This is a genomic window from Bradyrhizobium sp. HKCCYLS20291, assembly GCF_051167715.1.
Lineage (GTDB): Bacteria > Pseudomonadota > Alphaproteobacteria > Rhizobiales > Xanthobacteraceae > Bradyrhizobium.
Map to the genome: position 1 here is coordinate 50,981 of NZ_JBNPTO010000019.1, position 17,568 is coordinate 68,548.

The 17,568-nt window shown below is 64.4% G+C and carries 17 protein-coding genes; 11 read left to right on the plus strand and 6 right to left on the minus strand.

Annotated features, from left to right (window positions below; genetic code table 11):
- Positions 1–47: 47 nt before the first annotated feature.
- On the minus strand, positions 48–329 hold the full coding sequence (locus tag ACQR07_RS30825; protein WP_434905831.1) for a hypothetical protein: 282 nt from the start codon (positions 327–329) through the stop codon (positions 48–50).
- Here ACQR07_RS30825 and ACQR07_RS30830 point away from each other — a divergent pair.
- On the plus strand, positions 307–1,122 hold the full coding sequence (locus ACQR07_RS30830; RefSeq protein ID WP_434905832.1) for a lytic murein transglycosylase: 816 nt from the start codon (positions 307–309) through the stop codon (positions 1,120–1,122). The two genes, ACQR07_RS30825 and ACQR07_RS30830, sit on opposite strands and share 23 nt — an antisense overlap.
- 78 nt (positions 1,123–1,200) lie before the next feature.
- On the opposite strand, the gene katG is transcribed toward ACQR07_RS30830, so the two are convergent.
- Complete coding sequence (gene katG, locus ACQR07_RS30835) at positions 1,201–3,372, minus strand: catalase/peroxidase HPI (protein ID WP_434905833.1); 2,172 nt, start codon at positions 3,370–3,372, stop codon at positions 1,201–1,203.
- A 234-nt stretch (positions 3,373–3,606) separates the two neighbouring features.
- On the opposite strand from katG, the gene ACQR07_RS30840 reads away from it, so the two are divergent.
- The 9 genes from ACQR07_RS30840 to ACQR07_RS30880 all read left to right on the plus strand — a co-directional run bounded on the left by ACQR07_RS30840 (position 3,607) and on the right by ACQR07_RS30880 (position 11,815).
- Positions 3,607–4,536 carry a LysR substrate-binding domain-containing protein gene (locus ACQR07_RS30840; RefSeq protein ID WP_434905834.1) on the plus strand — a complete coding sequence of 310 codons (930 nt, stop codon included), beginning with the start codon at positions 3,607–3,609 and terminating at the stop codon, positions 4,534–4,536.
- Positions 4,537–4,673: 137 nt separating this feature from the next.
- Positions 4,674–5,270, plus strand: coding sequence for a hypothetical protein (locus ACQR07_RS30845; RefSeq protein ID WP_434905835.1), 597 nt, complete (start codon positions 4,674–4,676; stop codon positions 5,268–5,270).
- The gene (locus ACQR07_RS30850) at positions 5,267–5,488 is read left to right on the plus strand and encodes a type II toxin-antitoxin system HicB family antitoxin (RefSeq protein WP_434905836.1); all 222 of its coding nucleotides are present in this window, start codon (positions 5,267–5,269) and stop codon (positions 5,486–5,488) included. The genes ACQR07_RS30845 and ACQR07_RS30850 overlap by 4 nt, the downstream gene beginning before the upstream one ends.
- 43 nt (positions 5,489–5,531) lie before the next feature.
- Positions 5,532–5,726, plus strand: a complete 195-nt coding sequence (locus ACQR07_RS30855; RefSeq protein ID WP_434905837.1) for a hypothetical protein — start codon at positions 5,532–5,534, stop codon at positions 5,724–5,726.
- 180 nt (positions 5,727–5,906) lie between these two features.
- Positions 5,907–6,230: a hypothetical protein gene (locus ACQR07_RS30860; protein WP_434905838.1), complete on the plus strand. Its 324-nt coding sequence runs from the start codon at positions 5,907–5,909 to the stop codon at positions 6,228–6,230.
- Positions 6,231–7,494: 1,264 nt separating this feature from the next.
- Positions 7,495–8,322 (plus strand): hypothetical protein, encoded by an 828-nt coding sequence (locus ACQR07_RS30865; RefSeq protein WP_434905839.1) that lies wholly within the window; start codon positions 7,495–7,497, stop codon positions 8,320–8,322.
- Positions 8,323–8,558: 236 nt separating this feature from the next.
- On the plus strand, positions 8,559–10,214 hold the full coding sequence (locus ACQR07_RS30870) for a cyclic peptide export ABC transporter (protein ID WP_434905840.1): 1,656 nt from the start codon (positions 8,559–8,561) through the stop codon (positions 10,212–10,214).
- Positions 10,215–10,344: 130 nt separating this feature from the next.
- Entirely contained in the window at positions 10,345–10,857 is a 513-nt protein-coding gene (locus ACQR07_RS30875; protein WP_434905841.1) for a YcjF family protein, read from the plus strand.
- 196 nt (positions 10,858–11,053) lie between these two features.
- Positions 11,054–11,815 (plus strand): thioesterase II family protein, encoded by a 762-nt coding sequence (locus ACQR07_RS30880; protein WP_434905842.1) that lies wholly within the window; start codon positions 11,054–11,056, stop codon positions 11,813–11,815.
- A 36-nt stretch (positions 11,816–11,851) separates the two neighbouring features.
- Here the strand turns inward: ACQR07_RS30880 and ACQR07_RS30885 are convergent, their stop codons facing one another.
- The 4 genes from ACQR07_RS30885 to ACQR07_RS30900 form a co-directional block, all read right to left on the minus strand.
- Positions 11,852–13,198: a prohibitin family protein gene (locus ACQR07_RS30885; RefSeq protein WP_434905843.1), complete on the minus strand. Its 1,347-nt coding sequence runs from the start codon at positions 13,196–13,198 to the stop codon at positions 11,852–11,854.
- Positions 13,195–14,838 carry an ATP-binding cassette domain-containing protein gene (locus tag ACQR07_RS30890; RefSeq protein WP_434905844.1) on the minus strand — a complete coding sequence of 548 codons (1,644 nt, stop codon included), beginning with the start codon at positions 14,836–14,838 and terminating at the stop codon, positions 13,195–13,197. Before ACQR07_RS30890 ends, ACQR07_RS30885 begins: the two co-directional genes overlap by 4 nt.
- Positions 14,839–14,938: 100 nt before the next feature.
- Positions 14,939–15,115 (minus strand): hypothetical protein, encoded by a 177-nt coding sequence (locus ACQR07_RS30895; RefSeq protein WP_434905845.1) that lies wholly within the window; start codon positions 15,113–15,115, stop codon positions 14,939–14,941.
- Between the two features lie 210 nt (positions 15,116–15,325).
- Complete coding sequence (locus ACQR07_RS30900; protein WP_434905846.1) at positions 15,326–15,904, minus strand: YcjF family protein; 579 nt, start codon at positions 15,902–15,904, stop codon at positions 15,326–15,328.
- A gap of 740 nt (positions 15,905–16,644) precedes the next feature.
- On the opposite strand from ACQR07_RS30900, the gene ACQR07_RS30905 reads away from it, so the two are divergent.
- Positions 16,645–17,403, plus strand: a complete 759-nt coding sequence (locus ACQR07_RS30905; RefSeq protein ID WP_434905847.1) for a DUF3102 domain-containing protein — start codon at positions 16,645–16,647, stop codon at positions 17,401–17,403.
- Positions 17,404–17,568 lie beyond the last annotated feature (165 nt).

Genomic DNA, 17,568 nt, shown 5'->3' on the forward strand with positions numbered 1-17,568 from the left:
CCTCGCCCGGCAGTTTGGGGCGTCATATCCGAATCGAACGTTAAGAACTAAACCGTTTCGTTTCTTAAAGGCTCGCCATCGAGGCCTGTCAACGCGGCGTTCTGCCACTCGCCGATGGCTTCGATCAATTGCGCGCGAGCGGCGTGGTCGGGAACCTCAATGGCACCGCGCTGGGCGTTTGTCGACAACTGCGATAAGTTGTTCGGCGTTTCAATCATTGCGGTGAATTTTGCCGCGACGGCGTCTTCCATTGTCATGCCAGCGTCATGCAAGCCGGCTGGAAGGGCGTCATCAGAAGGAGCATCAATGATCAAGCGCCGGGCCATCATCACGATCACCTTCACCGCGGCGGCGCTGCTCGCGGCTTTCGGCAGCGGGGCGGAGGCGGCGCAGTGCGGCTCGTCACCGGCGGGTTTCGAGGGCTGGAAGCGCGAGTTCGGCGAGGAGGCGCGCGCCAAGGGGATCGGCAACACCGCGCTCGCGGCGCTGATGCAGACCAACTACGCCTCGGCCACCATCGCCGCCGACCGCGGCCAGCGCAGCTTCAGCCTGTCGCTCGAACAGTTCCTCGCCAAGCGCGGCGCTGCGACCATCGTCGCGCGCGGCCGTCAGCTGAAGCAGTCGCAGGCGGCGATGTTCGCCTCGATCGAGCAGCGCTACGGCGTGCCGCCTGGGCCGCTGATCGCGATCTGGGGCATGGAGAGCGGCTTCGGCAGCCAGCGCGGCAACCAGCACATGCTGTCGTCGATCGCGACGCTGGCCTATGATTGCCGCCGTCCGGAATTCTTCACCGAGCAGCTCTATGCCGCGCTCAAGCTGATCGACCGCGGCGTGCTGTCGGGCGCCACGCGCGGCTCGATGCACGGCGAGGTCGGGCAGACCCAGTTCATGCCCAAGAACATCCTGGCCTACGGCATCGGCAATCTCGACGTCGCCGCCAACGCGCTGGCCTCGACCGCCAACTTCCTGCGTGCCAATGGCTGGAAGGCGGGCGCCGGCTATCAGCCGGGCGAGCCGAACTTTGTCGCCATCGAAGCCTGGAACGCCGCCGGCGTCTACCAGAAGGCCATCGCGCTGATGGGCCGCCAGATCGACGGCGGCGGCTCGGCCGCGGAGCGGTGAGGTCGACTAATCACTTCAAAAAAAGCGGCGCTTCATCACTGAAGCGCCGCTTCGTCTTAGTCAGTCAGCCGTTCGGCCTCACGCCTTCAGCTCGAACCGGTCCAGGTTCATCACCTTGGTCCAGGCGGCGACGAAGTCCTTGACGAACTTCTGCTTGGCATCCGAGCTCGCATAGACCTCGGCGAGCGCGCGTAGTTGCGAGTGCGAGCCGAAGATCAGGTCGGCGCGGGTCGCGGTCCACTTCACGGCGCCGGACTTGCGGTCGCGGCCCTCGAAGGTGTGCTCGCCCTTGTCGACCGGCGTCCACGCCACGCCCATGTCGAGCAGGTTGACGAAGAAGTCGTTCGACAGCGTCTCCGTCTGCGCGGTGAAGACGCCGTGCTTGGAGCCGGCTGCGTTGGCGCCGAGCACGCGCAGGCCGCCGACCAGCACGGTCATCTCCGGCGCGGTCAGGTTGAGCAGCTGGGCCTTGTCGACCAGCAGCTCCTCGCCCGACAGCCACTGCTTGCCGCTGAGATAGTTGCGGAAGCCGTCATGGGTCGGCTCGAGCACTGCGAACGATTCGACGTCGGTCTGCTCCTGCGAGGCATCGGTGCGGCCCGGTGCGAACGGCACCGTCACCTCGACGCCGGCCTTCTTGGCCGCCGCCTCGACGCCGGCATTGCCGGCCAGCACGATCAGGTCGGCGAGCGAGATCTTCTTCGCCCCGGCATTGAACTCCTTCTGGATGCCTTCCAGCGCGGACAGCACCTTGGCGAGCTCGGCCGGGTTGTTGACCGCCCAGTCTTTCTGCGGAGCGAGGCGAATGCGCGCGCCATTGGCGCCGCCGCGCTTGTCGGAGCCGCGGAAGGTCGAGGCCGAGGCCCAGGCGGTCGAGACCAGCTGCGCGACGTTCAGGCCCGAGGCGAGGATCTTCGCCTTGAGCGCGGCGACGTCCTTGTCGTCGACGAGCGGATGGTCGACGGCCGGCAGCGGATCCTGCCAGATCAGATCCTCCTTCGGCACCTGCGGGCCGAGGTAGCGCACCTTCGGACCCATGTCGCGATGGGTCAGCTTGAACCAGGCGCGGGCGAAGGCGTCGGCGAACTGATCCGGGTTCTCCAGGAAGCGGCGCGAGATCTTCTCGTAGGCCGGATCGAAGCGCAGCGCGAGGTCGGTGGTCAGCATCGACGGCGTGTGGCGCTTCGACTTGTCATGCGCGTCCGGCACCGTGTTGGCACCGGCGCCATGCTTCGGCTTCCACTGATGCGCGCCGGCCGGGCTCTTGGTGAGCTCCCACTCGTAGCCGAACAGGTTCCAGAAGAAGTTGTTGCTCCACTTGGTCGGCGTGGTCGTCCAGATCACCTCGAGGCCGGAGGTGATGGTGTCGCCTGCCTTGCCGGATGCGTACTTGCTGGACCAGCCGAGACCCTGCTGCGCGATGTCGGCGCCTTCCGGCTCGGCACCGACCAGCGACGCATCACCGGCGCCATGGGTCTTGCCGAAGGTGTGGCCGCCGGCGATCAGCGCCACGGTCTCTTCGTCGTCCATCGCCATGCGGGCGAAGGTCTCGCGAATGTCGCGCGCCGCCGCCAGCGGATCGGGGTTGCCGTTCGGACCTTCCGGGTTGACGTAGATGAGGCCCATCTGCACGGCGCCGAGGGAGCCTGCGAGTTCGCGGTCGCCGCTGTAGCGCTCGTCGGCGAGCCACTTGCCTTCCGGACCCCAATAGATGTCCTGCTCCGGCTCCCAGGTGTCGGCGCGGCCGCCGCCGAAGCCGAACGTCTTGAAGCCCATCGACTCCAGCGCGACGTTGCCGGTCAGCACGAACAGATCGGCCCAGGAGATCTTCTGGCCGTATTTCTGCTTGATCGGCCACAGCAGGCGGCGGGCCTTGTCGAGGTTGGCGTTGTCTGGCCAGCTGTTCAGTGGCGCGAAACGCTGCTGACCAGTGCCGGCGCCGCCGCGGCCGTCGCCGATGCGATAGGTGCCGGCGGCATGCCAGGCCATGCGGATGAACAGCGGACCGTAATGGCCGAAATCGGCCGGCCACCATTCCTGCGAATCGGTCATCAGCGCGGTCAGGTCCTTGACCAGCGCGTCGAGATCGAGGCTCTTGAATTCCTTGGAATAATCGAACGCCTCACCGAGCGGGTCGGAGAGGTTCGAATGCTGATGCAGCACCGACAGATCGAGCTGGTTCGGCCACCAGTCCTTGTTCTTGAATCCTTTCACGCCGCCCGAGAACGGGCACTTGCTGACGTCATCCATAGTCGCCTCCTGAACCTGCATCTTTCCCCTGGGGGAAGGGTGGCGGGACCCTACGCGGCCACCCCGATCAGGGGAAGTTGAGATTGGTGATCGCAGCGATAAGATTATCTGATGAATAACGTATGGCGCTCGCTCACCCTGCACCATATGCCACTCTTGATTGCATCCCGAGATTGCCGACGCTGCGAGGTGGGGGAAAATTGACTCCATGCTCGCGGCCGATAAGATTATCTGATGATACATTTGACGATGCGGCAGCTTCGCTACTTCGATGCGCTGGCGCGTCTCGGCCATTTCGGCCGTGCCGCGGAGGCCTGCGCGATCTCGCAGCCGGCGCTCTCGATGCAGATCAAGGAAATGGAGGACGCGCTCGGCGGCGTCCTGCTGGAGCGCAATGCGCGCCAGGTGGTGCTGACCCGCTTCGGCGAACAACTGGCCGAACGCGTTCGCGAAATCCTGCGCTCGGTCGATGAGCTCGGCGATTTCGCCCGCGCCTCGCGCGACAAGCTCACCGGCCGGCTGCGGCTCGGCATGATCCCGACCGTCGCGCCCTATCTGTTGCCGAAGGTGATCGGAAGTCTGACGCGCAAGCAGCCCGAGATCGACATTCACGTGCGCGAGTCGAAGACGCCGACCCTGATCGAGGAACTGATCGAGGGCCGGCTCGATGCAGCGATCGTCGCGCTGCCGGTGTCGGAGCCCTCGCTCACCGAGGTCGCGCTGTTCTCGGAAAATTTCCTGCTGGTGCGTCCGCCCGAATATGAAGGCGCACCGGTGCCGAGCAGCGAGAGCCTGCGCGAGATGCGGCTGTTGCTGTTGGAGGAGGGGCACTGCTTCCGCGACCAGGCGCTGTCGTTCTGCAACATGCAGGCGCCGCGCGAGATGCTCGATGCCTCCTCGCTCTCGACCTTGGTGCAGATGGTCGGCGCCGGCATGGGCGTGACGTTGATTCCGGAGATGGCCGTCGGCGTCGAGACGCGCTCCGCTTCGGTGTCGCTGGCGCGCTTCGCCGAGCCGCAGCCCCAGCGCACCATCGGCATGGTCTGGCGCAAGACCAGCCCGCTCGCCAAGCAGCTCATTCAGATCTCCGAGGTCGTCGGCAGCGCGGCGGAAGGGCTGCGCAAGCAGACCGCGGCAGGTCAGGGCCGCAAGCGGCGCGGCTGAGCAGCGAGGAAGATCCGGCGAAGGCGGACCTCGTCGTTCTTCGAGACGCGCGAGCAGTCTCGGCCGGCGATGGCATGGCTCTTGTATCGATCTCCGCAAGCGGCTGCGCGCCGAGGGCGCGCGCCGGGAGAGCGGTCATGTCTGAAGCGGCGAACACCGAGACGTTCTGGGTCGGAACGATCGTCGACTGGCTGGTCAAGAACGCCAGCCTGCGCAGGGAACGCGTCGACCTCAAGCGCAAGTTCACGCAGGAACCGTATAATCTGAGCGCCGTCAGGGTCCTGACCATGATGGATGAGCTCGTCGCGCTCCATCATGCGCGCAGCGGTGCGAAGCTCGTGCTGTCACAGAACTGGCGGCTCGCGCATCGCAACGACAGCGTCGGCGATTTCATTGTCGCCTTTCTTCGCCTGGTGCTGCCCGATGCCCCCGTCACGACCGACAATGGCGCGCCGTCCCCCGGCCAGATGTCGGAAAGCCGACAGGGCCGGGCGCATAATCAGCGTCTCGAGGCGCTGCGCGCCGATCCTCGTGGCGATTGGCGGCCGGTCGATCTCGAGATCATCGCTTCGCAATATGCGATGAAGTTTCGCAAGATCACCGGGACGCACGAGGTCTTCCTGCATCCCTCGGTGCCGCACTGCGTGACCATTCCGCTCAAGGCCCGGATCAGGGCGCCCCACATCCGCGCCTTCGTCGCCATGATCGACCGCATGGACGAGGTGGTGCGATGAGCGATCTCAGCGCCTACGCCTATGAGGTGACGGAGCTCGGGCGCGAGGATGGCGGCGGCCTGCTCGTCACCTTTCCGGATCTTCCCGGCGTCATCGGCATCGGCGAGACGACCGAGCAGGCCGTCGCGGACGGACGACAGGCGCTGTTTGCCGCGCTCGATGCGTTCAAGGCCGTCGACCGCGAGCCTCCGCTTCCCGGCGCGGTCCGCCTGCCGTGAGACCTGCCCCGCCATCTCAGCCATCACCGCCACGGGAGAGACCATGCCGTTGACAGAGGACGCCATCCAGGTCGGCAAGTGCTACAAGACGAGGATCGCCGAGAGCTACAAGGTGCTGTCGATCACCCGCGGCATCGTTACCTACCAGACGCTGACCTCGCCCCTGCGGATCAACACCGGCATCAAGGCGTTCGCGGACGCGGTCTACAAGGAGATCCGCTGTCCAGAGCAAGGTTAGCGGAGCAGTCCCGGCGTGACCTTGTCGTCCGCCGCGCGACTCCGAGAGTGAGAACCGCGACCCCTCCGCCGTCATTGCGAGCGCAGCGAAGCAATCCAGGGTGGTCGGCGGGACTCTGGATTGCTTCGCTGCGCTCGCAATGACGCGGAGAGGGTTTCGCTTGTGTCGTGCGGAGGGGGGATGAGAGTGGAACAGCGTGACGACGGCGTGCTTGCTTTTGTCGACGATGACGGCCGGATCTGGGCGCAATGTGCACGGCCGTCGCAGCATCCCGACGATTCGGACTACGTGATCGAAGGCCCGCTGTGCGGCTTCATCTATGACGAGGGCACCTTCACCCCCGACAGTGAGCAGGCCTTCCGGGCCTGGCTGGACGACCGCCTGATCAGCGACGAGATCTTCCATGTGAGGCACAGGGACGCCGCGTTGGAGCTGTGCCGGCGCATCGCGGCGGCCGCGCGCGAGATCCTGAAGGACCGGACGGCCTTGTCGCCTGGTGGATGAATGATTCCGAAAAACAAAAATGACTTGCGAATAATCGGAAATTGTGCTTTCTTGCATCCATCCCGCCTCGAGCAGAGGGACGTACGCGTCGTCACGAACGTGAGGTGGGCTGCGATGGACGTGGCGGTTGCGCTTGACGAGCGCGGTCGACGCGGACGGCGAAGTCGTGTGGTCCTGGCCTCTCGACGCTGAGGTCAAGTCCGTGATCGTTGCTGTGACGGCACGCGCGGGCGATGGGGGCAATAAAGCCGATCCCCAGGGAGAGCACGAAGGACACCGTTAAAACCAGTCGCGCGGGGAAGGCCGGGATGTCCCAGCCGAACCTGTGGTACCTGCCGCCTGCATTTTTTTCTGCAGGCGGGCCATGGGGGCGGCAGGCTCCCGGCCTTCTCCGCGCCCTCGACTTGAGGAGGGCGGTGACGAATGCACAATCCGGGCACGATGTGCCGCGGGAAGGCGATGCCGCGTGCTGTTCGTCCAGGTCTCGTAGTTCGTCGTCTTTGTCTGGTCCACTCGTCTTTATTTGATCTATGAGTTTGGCAACCGCCAACCACACCCTCTACTGTCGTCCTGGACAAGCGCGCGGCACGCGCGCGCAGATCCGGGACCCATAACCCCAGGCAGACGTATGAGGCACGATGGCCGCTCCATCTCGCCCCGCCACGACCGTCACGGCGTATGGATCCCGGGTCGGCGCCCACCAACGCTGTCGCGTTGGTGAGCTTGCCCGGGACGACACTGTTTGTGTGGTGGCCGCGGTGGCCAATCAGGACGCAGTGCGTGTGCTTGCCAAGACCGTCAACGAACTCCTCCGCCGTCATCCCGGACAAGTGCGCGGCACGCGCGCGCCGATCCGGGATCCATAACCCCAGGGAGATGTATGAGGCACGATGGCCGCTCCATCTCGCCCAGCCACACCCGTCACGGCGTATGGATCCCGGGTCAGCGGCCACCAACGCTTCGCGTTGGCCTTGCCCGGGATGACACTGTTGGTGTGGTGAGCGATGCGGCCAATCAGATGCACGGATGTGAGTGGCAGCTGCCGACGCCTCGTGAACGGATCAGGGACGTGACGCACATTCGGTCCTCCCATTCCGATAGGTGTCTGTACACCGCCGTCTCGGGCGAAGAACCTCGCACGCGCGCATCGGTAGCGAATCAAATAAGTTCGAGACGAGCGCGGGAGATCAGGCTTTTTGTCGGGCGTACGGCCTTCGATCCGCAGGTGTTGCTGCGATCTTTCCCCTGGGGAGGGGGCTATACGATGAGAAAGTTGTGCGCGCTGGGAGCCGCGATGAGCCTGTGCGGCTGCACGCTGCTGCCGCTGGATGAGCACCGTGGCGCGGCCACGATCCAGTCATTCAAGAGCGCCATCCAGTGTGAAGTCGCAGCCGTCGCCTCCGAGGAGCGCTACAAGCATTTCCATCTGTCGAAATGGCTGGTCAAGGCGTCGCTCGACATGACGCTGATCAATACCGTGTCGGGAGATACGTCGGGGATCGCCACCGTGGTTTCGGCCAGCTTGGCCACGATCAATCCAAGCACGTCGCTCAGCGGCAAGTTCACGCATAGCGGTCATCTCGACTTCGCCATCGCCGTCCCGGAGGCGCTCGAACTCTACGGCGAAACCTGCCGCGGGCCAGATCCCTCCCAGACCCGCCTCGGTCTCGCCGGCTGGATCGCGGCCACCCTCGATGAAATCAAACCCGAGCATCACGGCGGACTGAGCTACACGGTCGATGTCGACGTGGTCGCCAGCGCAGGCACCCGCTTCGGCTTCATCTTCAGCATTCTCAACACCATCAATTCCGGCGGCCTCTACAGCCGCGAGGGCGTCCACCATCTCGTCGTCACCATGGCCGAGCCGCTGCCGCCACCGATCCCGATCCCGCTGCCGGTTCACGTCGTCGGCCCGGTGACCGTCGAGACCGAGAAGGAGGCCGATGCAAAGAAGGCGGCCCGACCCGCACCGGCCGAGGGCAAGCCGGGTGCTGCGCATGCGCGTCATCCCGCGCTCCAGGATCGCAATCTGGACCGGATGCTCCAGCAGCAGGCTCCGGTCAGGCTCGCACCAGGGACGAGCTTGAGGTGATGTCTGACCGGCGGCCGATCGATGATCCCGCTTTCCAATCAGTCAGTTCAGGGCAAGATCCGATCTATGGATGACATCACGCGAACTGTGTTAGAGATCACTTGAATACTTCATTGCCTTTCTGACATCGCCGCACTGGCCGGGATCTATTTGCTGTGTGCGGACACGAGGTTGATCATTCGGCTCACCGTGGCGCGGCCACGGGAGCGGCGTAACGGCGGACCGCTCGGACGATGATGTTTCTCAATCTCCTCCGTCAAGAGATGGGAGGGTCCTTCTATCAGCTGCTGATCATGGCCGGGCTCGCCGGCCTGAGCAACGCGGCGGTGCTGGCGACGGTGAACGCCGCCGCGCAGGCCAGCAAGAACGGCAAGCCGGGCGCCGCGCTCGGGGTGCTGTTCGTATCCTCGCTGCTCCTGTTCATGGTCACCGGACGGTATCTATTGCTTGGAGCGGTCGGACAGATCGAGGCGCTGATCCACCGTTTGCGGTTGCGCCTGATCGGCTATGTGCGGCAATCCGAGCTGCTCAAGCTGGAGGAGATCGGCCGGCCGCAGATCTACGCCGCGATCGTCGAACAGACCGATGCGCTGCGGCAAGCAACGAGCTCGCTGGCGTTCGCGACCCAGGGCGCCATTCTCATCGTCTTCGTCGCGCTCTACATTGCCTGGATGTCGTTGACGGCCTTTGCCTTGAGCGCAGCGGTGATCGGCCTGGCCAGCGCGATCTACTTCATCAGGAGCCGGGACCTTGCCGGCCGATTGAAGGCGGCCGCGGAGTCGAATGACCGGCTGTTCCAGCGTGTCACCGATCTGCTGGATGGGTTCAAGGAGGTGCGGCTCAACAGCTCGCGAAGCACGGATCTCTATGACGACTTCGTCGAGGTGTCGCGCATGGCGGCCAATCTCAGGATCCGGACCCAGGCGGAAACCTTCAAGCGGCTGCTGCTGTCGCAGACCTTCATGTACGTGCTGCTCGGCGTCATCGTGTTCGTGGTGCCCGCTTTGAGTACCGTTTCGGAAGGCGCGCTTTCGAAGACCACGATGGCCGTGCTGTTCGTGATCGGCGCCTGCTTCGGGCTCGTTCAGGCCGTGCCGGTGATGCAGACGGCCGGCGTTGCGGCGGACGGATTCGAGAAGCTCGAGGCGCGGCTGCAGGCGTTTGCCGCCGAGGACACGGTCTGTGAACAGGAGGCCGAGCCGACCTTCGCGACGATCGAGGTCCGCGACGTGCACTTTCACTACCAGGACAAGAAGCTGGACAAGCCGTTCCAGATTGGACCGGTCGATTTCACGCTGCGCAGGGGCGAGCTGATCTACATCACCGGGGGCAACGGCTCCGGCAAGTCGACCTTCCTGCAGGTGCTGGCTGGGCTGTATGCGCCGGATGCCGGCGAGATCGCTTTCGATGGCGTGCGCGTCACCGACGCCAATCGCAATGCCTATCGCGCGCTGTTTGCCGCGGTCTTCGCCGACTATCATCTGTTCGATCGGCTCTACGGCGTCCCCGAGCCGCCGGACGGCGAAGTCGAGCGGCAGCTTGCGCGCTTCCAGCTGACCGGGAAGACCGCGGTCACCGACGGGGAGTTCGACACGCTGAACCTCTCGACCGGCCAGCGCAAGCGGATCGCGCTGATGGTCAGTCTGCTGGAGCGGCGCCAGATCCTGCTGCTCGACGAGTGGGCGGCGGAGCAGGATCCCGAGTCGCGTCGCCGATTCTACGACGAGCTGCTACCGGAGCTGCATCGTGCCGGCCTGACCATCGTGCTGGTAACGCATGACGACCGCTATATCGGCCGTCTCGACCAGATCGGTCGCGGGCTGCGCATGCAGGATGGGCGTTTTGTCGCAAAGCCAGTCCCAAGAGAAGAGACGGAGGAGACGGCCTCCTGACATGATCCGCCCGGGCGAGGTCGACAAACCGCGCGAATTCGACTATTAGTTGCCCGGGCGCTTTGCATATCTCGTTGGAGGAGCCGGGCCAATGGTGCAGTCAACGACTGAAACGGGAGTTAAGGCGAAGATGGATGCGAAGCGTGAGACTGAGCCGGGCACGATCGACGCGCCGGCAACCGATGCGGAACGCGACGAGATGGCCGCCGCCCTGGTCAGCCGATTCGCCAAATGGTCCGCGGCCGCCGGTGTGATTCCACTTCCCATCGTCGACATGGTCGCGGTCGGCGGCATCCAGCTGCAGATGCTGCGCCGGCTCGCAGAGATCTACGATGTGCCGTTCTCGGACAATCGCGGCAAGTCTGTCATTGCCAGCCTGGCCGGCTCGATCATTCCGGTCGGCGCGGGGGCCGTCGCGGCCAGCGGACTGTTGAGCGCGCTGAAGGTCGTGCCGCCGCTCGGCATGACGTTGGCCGCGGTGACGATGCCTGCCGTCTCCGGTGCTGCGACCTATGTGATCGGCAAAGTGTTCATCCAGCACTTCGCCTCCGGCGGCACGCTGCTCGACTTCAATCCCGGCGACTATCGGGAGTTCATCAAGAAGCAGACGTCCAACGTCTCCACGGCGGGATCCGACCTCTGATCAAGCCTCGTGCGCTCCTCGCTCAAGGGAGGAGCGCAAAATGCTGTTGGCGAGTCGTTGACGGCCGTCGCACGCCACCCCAATTCCATGGTGATGCACACACGCGTCCTTCGACCGATGGTCCGGACTGATTTGTCCGTCGCCCGACATGTCTGTCGAAAGCGATTTGTAGATTTTGGATGGCAGGCTGATATCGATGTGGTCCCACGCTAGCGGCTCGCCCTGGCTTGCCGAAACGGATTACGTCGGACGACCAAAACTCCGTCTGTTTTGTCTGCCCTATGCCGGCGGCGGCGCGGCGATCTATCGCGGCTGGTCGCGCGAATTTCCGAGCACGATCGATGTGCGCGCGGTCCGGCTGCCCGGACGCGAGCAGCGCGCGGCAGAACCGGCATGGACCAATCTGGAGCAGGTCGCGACCGCGCTGGCGCGGGCGCTGCTGCCGCTGCTCGATCAGCCCTTCGCCTTCTTCGGTCACAGCATGGGCGGCGCCATCGCCTATGAGGTGGCGCGCGTGCTCGCCCGCGACCATGGCCGGATGGCGTCGGGCTTCATGGCGTCCGCCTGCCGCGCGCCGCAACTGCCCTCGAGCCGGCCTTGGCTGCATCCGCTGCCTGATCGCAAGCTGCTGGACGAACTGCGACGGCTGGGCGGCACGGCACCGAGCGTGCTGGACAATGCGGAGCTGATGCAGCTGGTGCTGCCGACGCTGCGCGCCGATCTGCAGCTGATCGAGACCTATGTCGCGGCCCGGCCCTCCAGCCTGGATTGTCCGATCGTCGCGTTCAGTGGCCTGCGCGATTTCGAGGTCGGCCGCGACCAGATCGCCGCGTGGCGCCAGGTCGGCAATGGCGATTTTCGTCTGCATGTGGTCGAAGGCGACCACTTCTTCATCAACAGCGAACGCGAGCGGCTGATCAGTCTCGCAGCGACGGAGGCCGAGCGCTGGATTGCCTGACGCGGACCGTGAGCGGAATTGGCGCGACGAAGGACATCATCGCGGCTGCTGCGGTTGTTGCGGCGGCTGTTGCGGTGGTCGTTCCGTCCGGGGACGATACGGCCGCGGCGCCGGCCGCGACGCTGGCGGTGGCGGGGCCGGTGACACCAGCGACGGGATGTCCGACCAGCTCGGAGGAAACAGCGATTGCGACTTGGGCGGCGTACCGGAGTCCTGCGGGCCCGGCTCGGGCGTGACGGGAGCGGGCTTGGCCGCCTCGGCCGGCGGCAAGGCGACCGGCGCGGCCTCGGAGGTCGAACTCGTCGGCGCGGCAGTCTCGGTGCGCGGCCGTGGTGCGGGAGGCGGGGCTGCCGGTTCGGCATTGGCGACGGCCGGAGCAGGGGCGGGCGCGTCGGCATTGCCGAGGATGATCGGCAGGCCGTCCTTGTTGCTGCCGATGATCACGGTCTTGGCGTTGTGCGATTGCGCGAGCTGCAGCGTCGCCTCGATGCCGCGCCAGCGCAGATAGGAATCCGAGATGCCCTGGCTGACGATCTGCTGGAAATCCCGGATACCGGTTGCCTCGATCCGCTTGCGTTCCGACTCGCGCGTTTCACGAAGCACGCGGTACTCATACTCCTGGGCCACATAGTACTGCTCGATCTTGCGATTGATCGCCGACATCACCGCCTCCGGCAGCGTGATCTCGAGCACCAGGACATCGACGATGTCGATGGCGTCGTTCAGGGCCGGCGCCAGCGGCGCGTTGTCCGGAAGCTGCGAGCGATGCACCGTCTCCGGCTGCACCAGCCGGTTCAGCTGTGCATCCACCTTGGCCTGGCCGCTACTGCGGATGGTCGTCTTGATGGCCTCGCGCGCGGTCGAGTAGACCTCTTCGGCGCTGTATTGCGCGATCACCTCGCGCGCCCGGCTGCCGAGCTCGGGACGCACCACAAGGTCCATGTATTCCGGACCGATGAACTTGTGCAGCTGCGGCAGCGAATTGTGCTTCAGCTGGAACCGCACGTTGATGGTTGCGGCGATGCTGACGCCGTCCTTGGAGATCGCGTTGTAGGTCTGGGTCGCGCTCTGCAGCCTCAGATCATAAAGGAAGAGCCGATCCCACGGCCAGACGAAGTGCAGCCCTTCGTTGCGAAGCTCGTGCGGGTCGAGCACGGTGCCGCGCCCGGCCATGCAGAAGCAATACAGGCTGAAATGGCCGATCCGCTTCCACGGCACGCCGGCCTGCCCGCTCGGAACGGTGACCGCGACGAAGGGGTACATCACGGACAGGAACACCGTCGCCACCATCAGGCTGACGACGATCAACGGCAGCCAGCGCGAGGCAAAACGTTGCCAGCGCGTTGGCGGGGAAGCCGGCGAAACGGTTGTACGCGTCTTCACACCCCGGTCTCCGCCGCATGCCGCTCCACGAGCCGCCCTTCATCCATGCGCAATCGCCGCGACGGGAAGGTCAGCTCTTCGATGTCCAGCTCGTCGTGGGTGATCATCACCACGGTCGTCCGGCTTCGCTTCAGCTCAGGCAGGAGGTCCTGATAGAACGTCCTGCGAAATTCCGGGTCCTGCTCTGCCGTCCACTCGTCGAGCAGGAGGATGGGGCGGTTCTCCAACAGCCCGATCACCAGCGCCAGCCGTTTGCGCTGGCCGCTCGACAGGTCGAGCGTGGTGAACTCGCCGTCGACCAGCCCGGTCTTGCGGTCGAGTTCGAAATAGGTCAGCAGCCGCTCGACCTCGTTCAGATCCGCCGCGGCGATGCCGTAGGGCTGCTGGAAGAGATGGAAGTCGGAGAAGATCGCCGCGATCAGTTCGTGGTAATCCTGGCGGGTTCGTGCATTGACGCGCACGCCGTCGAAAGTGATGTCGCCCGACAGCGGTTCATAGAGGCCGGCAAGCAGCTTGAGGAAGGTCGACTTGCCGGATCCGTTGCCGCCGGTGATGAAGACGATGTCGCCGCAACGCAGCGTGAAGTCCAGCGGTCCGACCTGAAACAGCGTGTCCGACGCTGGCTCGGTGCGCTGGAAGACCACGTTGCGGAGGCTGATCTCATTGAATTCGCGCCGCGGCGCCGCCGGCAAGACCGAGGCCGCGGTGCGGGCCGAGCGCAGTTTGGACTCGATCCCGATGATGCCCTCGGTCGCTGCATTCGCAGCCGCGATGACCGGAATGGCCTGGACCGCGCCGAAGCAGCTGCCGACCAGAAACAGCAAGGGCAGGGTGACCTTCGCGATCGCCTCGCCGTCGACATCGCCGAAACGTGGGACCACGAAGACGACGATGCCAAGCAGCCCGTAGAGAGAGCTCTGGGTGAAGATCGTGCCTCGGAACGTGTCGCTCTGGGTGCGGATCCGGATATTGGCGGCCTGTCGCGACACCTCGATCGTGTCCTCGAACAGCTGATCGCCGCGCGCGCGGTTGAGGCGGACCTCCCGGAAGCCGTCGAGAAAGTCGGACAAGCGATTGAGCATCCGATCCTCCAGTCCGGACGACTCGATGGCTCCAGCGGAGTGCGCGCGATTCATCACGTGGGTGACCCAGATGATCATTCCGATCATGAGGGCGCTCATCGTGAAGATCAACGGCGAAAGGTAAGCGATGTAGATCCCGACGAAAAACAGCATCACGACGCCTTGTCCCGCAAGCGCGAGGCTTTGCGCCGCCTGGGTCATGGTCGTGGTGTGCCCGAGGATCGCTGTGAGGATGGCGGGGCGACCGATCCCTTCCAGCAGCACGAGCTCGGACTGGCGGATCTCGTCGGCGAGGCGCGATTGCAGCCTGTGCACGATGGCGCCGATCTCGTTGGTCGTCGCGACCAGGAGGTAATCCTGTGTCTTCACGAACACGCACAGCGACAGCGCGAACGCGCCGGCCATCCAGACGTTCGTTCCTTCGTTGCCGGAGGTCTGGGAGCTCGCGTTGATCGCCCCCAGGGCCGCGGCGTTGCTGGCGCCGGCGACGCTGGAGATGACGGTCAGCCGCCGCAGGGTCCCGCGCATTTCCCGCCGGATGAGTTGGAAGAAATGCATGTCCTGGGGACTCGACCCGTTCAAGCTCGGACATGGCGGCGTGGGCCGGCCCATGTCCTCAAGTTCTGGAGAATGGTTGCGGATTGATGGTTTGCTGGATCTACAATCGGCTCGAATTGGTCGGGGCGGTTAAGAGAAGGATGACGAGCACGACGACGGGCGTCACGATGATCGACGCAATGAATGTCGCGAGAAATCCAAGGCGGCGCTGGGTTCCGCACAGCCCGACGAGCACGCAGAACGTCAAATAGATGAGGGCGTAAGCGGCTCCTGTCATTGCCGCGTCCGCTGTGTGAGGGGGACGCGCGCTTTACGCGGACGAGCGCGACACGGGGCGATGATCATGCGCGCGACCGGCATGGACTCGGGACCAGGTACTTGGGACGATTGACAGACATGACGGACTTCAGATCGGAAGCTTGGAATCAGTCACTTGCGAGATCATGCGACCATCTCAGGCTGAAGCGTCGGCCTCAACCGGAGTGGCTCATGCTTCCGATCTTGCGGAAGCGCCGGCGCGGCGGCGCAAGCTGAAATCGTCCTTCGCTGTTCGTGCGAACTGCCGATAGTCGGGCGGCGTGAAGTCGAGCAGCGTTCCGCCGGACGCAAAGTGCTGAATGAAGGCGCGGCCGATCGTGTAGGTCGCGCCGGCGCAGAGCGTCGGCATGGTCACCGCAGCAACCGCGGTCCCGACGCCCGGGATGGCCTTCAGAAGTCCTGCGGCGGCTGGAGCCGCGCCGGCCGGGATCAGCGTACCAGCAAAGCTGGCGATGATCGACTTCCCCCGGTTCTCCGAATAGGGAACGCCGTAGATATCGGACAGCTTGCGCAGCATCTGCAATTGAAGTCCGCCCACTGCCGCCAGGTCCAGCAGCGGCACCGGAATGAGTGCGGCGGCACCGGCTCCCACCGCGAAGCGGTCGACCAGCTTCATGGCGGCTTCGTCCCGCTCCTGGTCCGAGATCGCAGCCGTTGTACTGTCGCCGGCCGGGGCCGTGACTCTCGCCGGCGGAATGATGGTCGCCTTCGGCTTGCGCGCGCCTTGTTCGTTCGCGTCCTGGCTCATCTGCGAACCCCTCGCCCCGACACCGCGGAGTATTAACAACTATTTCGTGGTATGATCCTGCATACTTATCATAAGTTTGTGCTCTAGACCAGTCATCATCTCACTCATCGCGTGCTGATGCATGGTTCGCACGCTTGGCATCGTCCCAACATCGGACATTCGCCGAGAGATGAGCGTGAGCTTGATGAGATAGCGTCGATGCTGCGACCAGTCTCGGCCGGATCAATCACCGGCCCCTCGATGTCGGTTTGTCCGAGCATGACGCTCTGCGCCGTGGCGCGGAACGGCGTCACGGGAATACCAACCGGATTGTGATAGCTGGTGATAGCTGGTGCAGCTTTGGATTTGATGCTTGCGTTGCGGTCGCCCTGTGAGGAGGAATGAACTTGAACGGCTCACACGTGCCGGGCGTCCGCACCCGAGGCGAAGCTCGAGCACCGAGTGCTATCGTGCATATATAAAGTGTCGGTAGGAAAAAGGAGGCGGCATAGAGAATAAGTGCCGGGACAGACTGCCGAAAGCTAGCGGATTGCCGTCGCGCTCGTTGGATCGCCTCGAAGCCGTTGGCCTGGAGTGCCAAGGAGTCTGCGGTATTTGTTACTTGACCGTGCGTAGTGATTGAATAACACTATAGGTTGTTGATTTTGATGGAAACACCCGCGAGACGCCAGGGCGTAACTTTGTTGGAGCGTTCGAGACAGGTGAATTTGGAAGGGGATCGCAGCGTGTCCGAACATAGAATGCGGATGCTGAGCCGTATTGATGCAAAAGTCGGGTTCGTGCCGTCCCCCGTCGAGCAGTCATACCCCTCCAGCAAGTCCGGCTTTGACTACGACTCCGTCGATCCATCAGTGGCGAGATTCCTTAAGGGGCAGGCCCGGCGGATCAGCCAGACAAGTTCGCGTTCGATCATCCAGGTCGGCAAGGATCTGCTGGCCGCCAAGCATTACCTTGCGCATGGCGCCTTTGCGAACTGGGTCGAGCAGGAAGTCGGTATCCCCGTGCGAACGGCGCAAAACTACATGCAGGTCGCGAACTGGACGGCGGGCAAATGCGAAAACGTTTCGCATTTGCCTGCCTCGCTGCTCTACATCCTGTCCGCTCCGAGCGCTCCGAAGGAACTGGTGGATGACGTGTTGGCCGACGTTGTCGCCGGCAAGCACATCGCCGTGTCGTCGGTGCGCGAGCGGGCGCGGGCGCTGCGACGGGGTGACGACCGCCGTGCTTCGATGATCGGTCGCAAGCGCGACGATGCTGTCATCGAGGAGGATGACGCGGACGTGAGCGACGACGTGCGGCTCGATCGCGAAGCGTCGCTGGCCGAGTTCGTTCGCGTGCTCCGCGACGGATTGTCCGCGCGCGATCTCGAGCGCGTGATCGAGATATTCGCCCGCCCGTCGCTGAGATCCGATCCCGAACTGGGAAATTCCATTTACAACGCGGTCGCCATGGCTCGATCAGGAAAAATGCATCTCGACCGCTTGGCCGTCGAGCAATGATGGCGTCGCACCCGTCATGTCAGTCGCGCATGCCGCAACGTGTGCCGTGCGGGGCGGCTTCGGCTACGGAGACGGTCTTGAGGTAGGGTGCGCGACGCCGGAGGTCTGCACTTACAACGATCGTCCACAGATAATAGTCGCATGTGGGGCCGGGACCGTGATCCA

Bases quoted from the DNA above. Each gene is read 5' to 3' on its own strand.
- ACQR07_RS30890 (WP_434905844.1), bottom strand. From the start codon at position 14,838: ATGCATTTCTTCCAACTCATCCGGCGGGAAATGCGCGGGACCCTGCGG.
- ACQR07_RS30830 (WP_434905832.1), top strand. From the start codon at position 307: ATGATCAAGCGCCGGGCCATCATCACGATCACCTTCACCGCGGCGGCG.
- ACQR07_RS30900 (WP_434905846.1), bottom strand. From the start codon at position 15,904: ATGAGCCAGGACGCGAACGAACAAGGCGCGCGCAAGCCGAAGGCGACC.
- ACQR07_RS30865 (WP_434905839.1), top strand. From the start codon at position 7,495: ATGAGAAAGTTGTGCGCGCTGGGAGCCGCGATGAGCCTGTGCGGCTGC.
- katG (WP_434905833.1), bottom strand. From the start codon at position 3,372: ATGGATGACGTCAGCAAGTGCCCGTTCTCGGGCGGCGTGAAAGGATTC.
- ACQR07_RS30905 (WP_434905847.1), top strand. From the start codon at position 16,645: ATGCGGATGCTGAGCCGTATTGATGCAAAAGTCGGGTTCGTGCCGTCC.
- ACQR07_RS30855 (WP_434905837.1), top strand. From the start codon at position 5,532: ATGCCGTTGACAGAGGACGCCATCCAGGTCGGCAAGTGCTACAAGACG.
- ACQR07_RS30880 (WP_434905842.1), top strand. From the start codon at position 11,054: ATGTGGTCCCACGCTAGCGGCTCGCCCTGGCTTGCCGAAACGGATTAC.
- ACQR07_RS30825 (WP_434905831.1), bottom strand. From the start codon at position 329: ATGATGGCCCGGCGCTTGATCATTGATGCTCCTTCTGATGACGCCCTT.
- ACQR07_RS30850 (WP_434905836.1), top strand. From the start codon at position 5,267: ATGAGCGATCTCAGCGCCTACGCCTATGAGGTGACGGAGCTCGGGCGC.
- ACQR07_RS30845 (WP_434905835.1), top strand. From the start codon at position 4,674: ATGTCTGAAGCGGCGAACACCGAGACGTTCTGGGTCGGAACGATCGTC.
- ACQR07_RS30875 (WP_434905841.1), top strand. From the start codon at position 10,345: ATGGATGCGAAGCGTGAGACTGAGCCGGGCACGATCGACGCGCCGGCA.
- ACQR07_RS30860 (WP_434905838.1), top strand. From the start codon at position 5,907: ATGAGAGTGGAACAGCGTGACGACGGCGTGCTTGCTTTTGTCGACGAT.
- ACQR07_RS30895 (WP_434905845.1), bottom strand. From the start codon at position 15,115: ATGACAGGAGCCGCTTACGCCCTCATCTATTTGACGTTCTGCGTGCTC.
- ACQR07_RS30840 (WP_434905834.1), top strand. From the start codon at position 3,607: ATGATACATTTGACGATGCGGCAGCTTCGCTACTTCGATGCGCTGGCG.
- ACQR07_RS30870 (WP_434905840.1), top strand. From the start codon at position 8,559: ATGTTTCTCAATCTCCTCCGTCAAGAGATGGGAGGGTCCTTCTATCAG.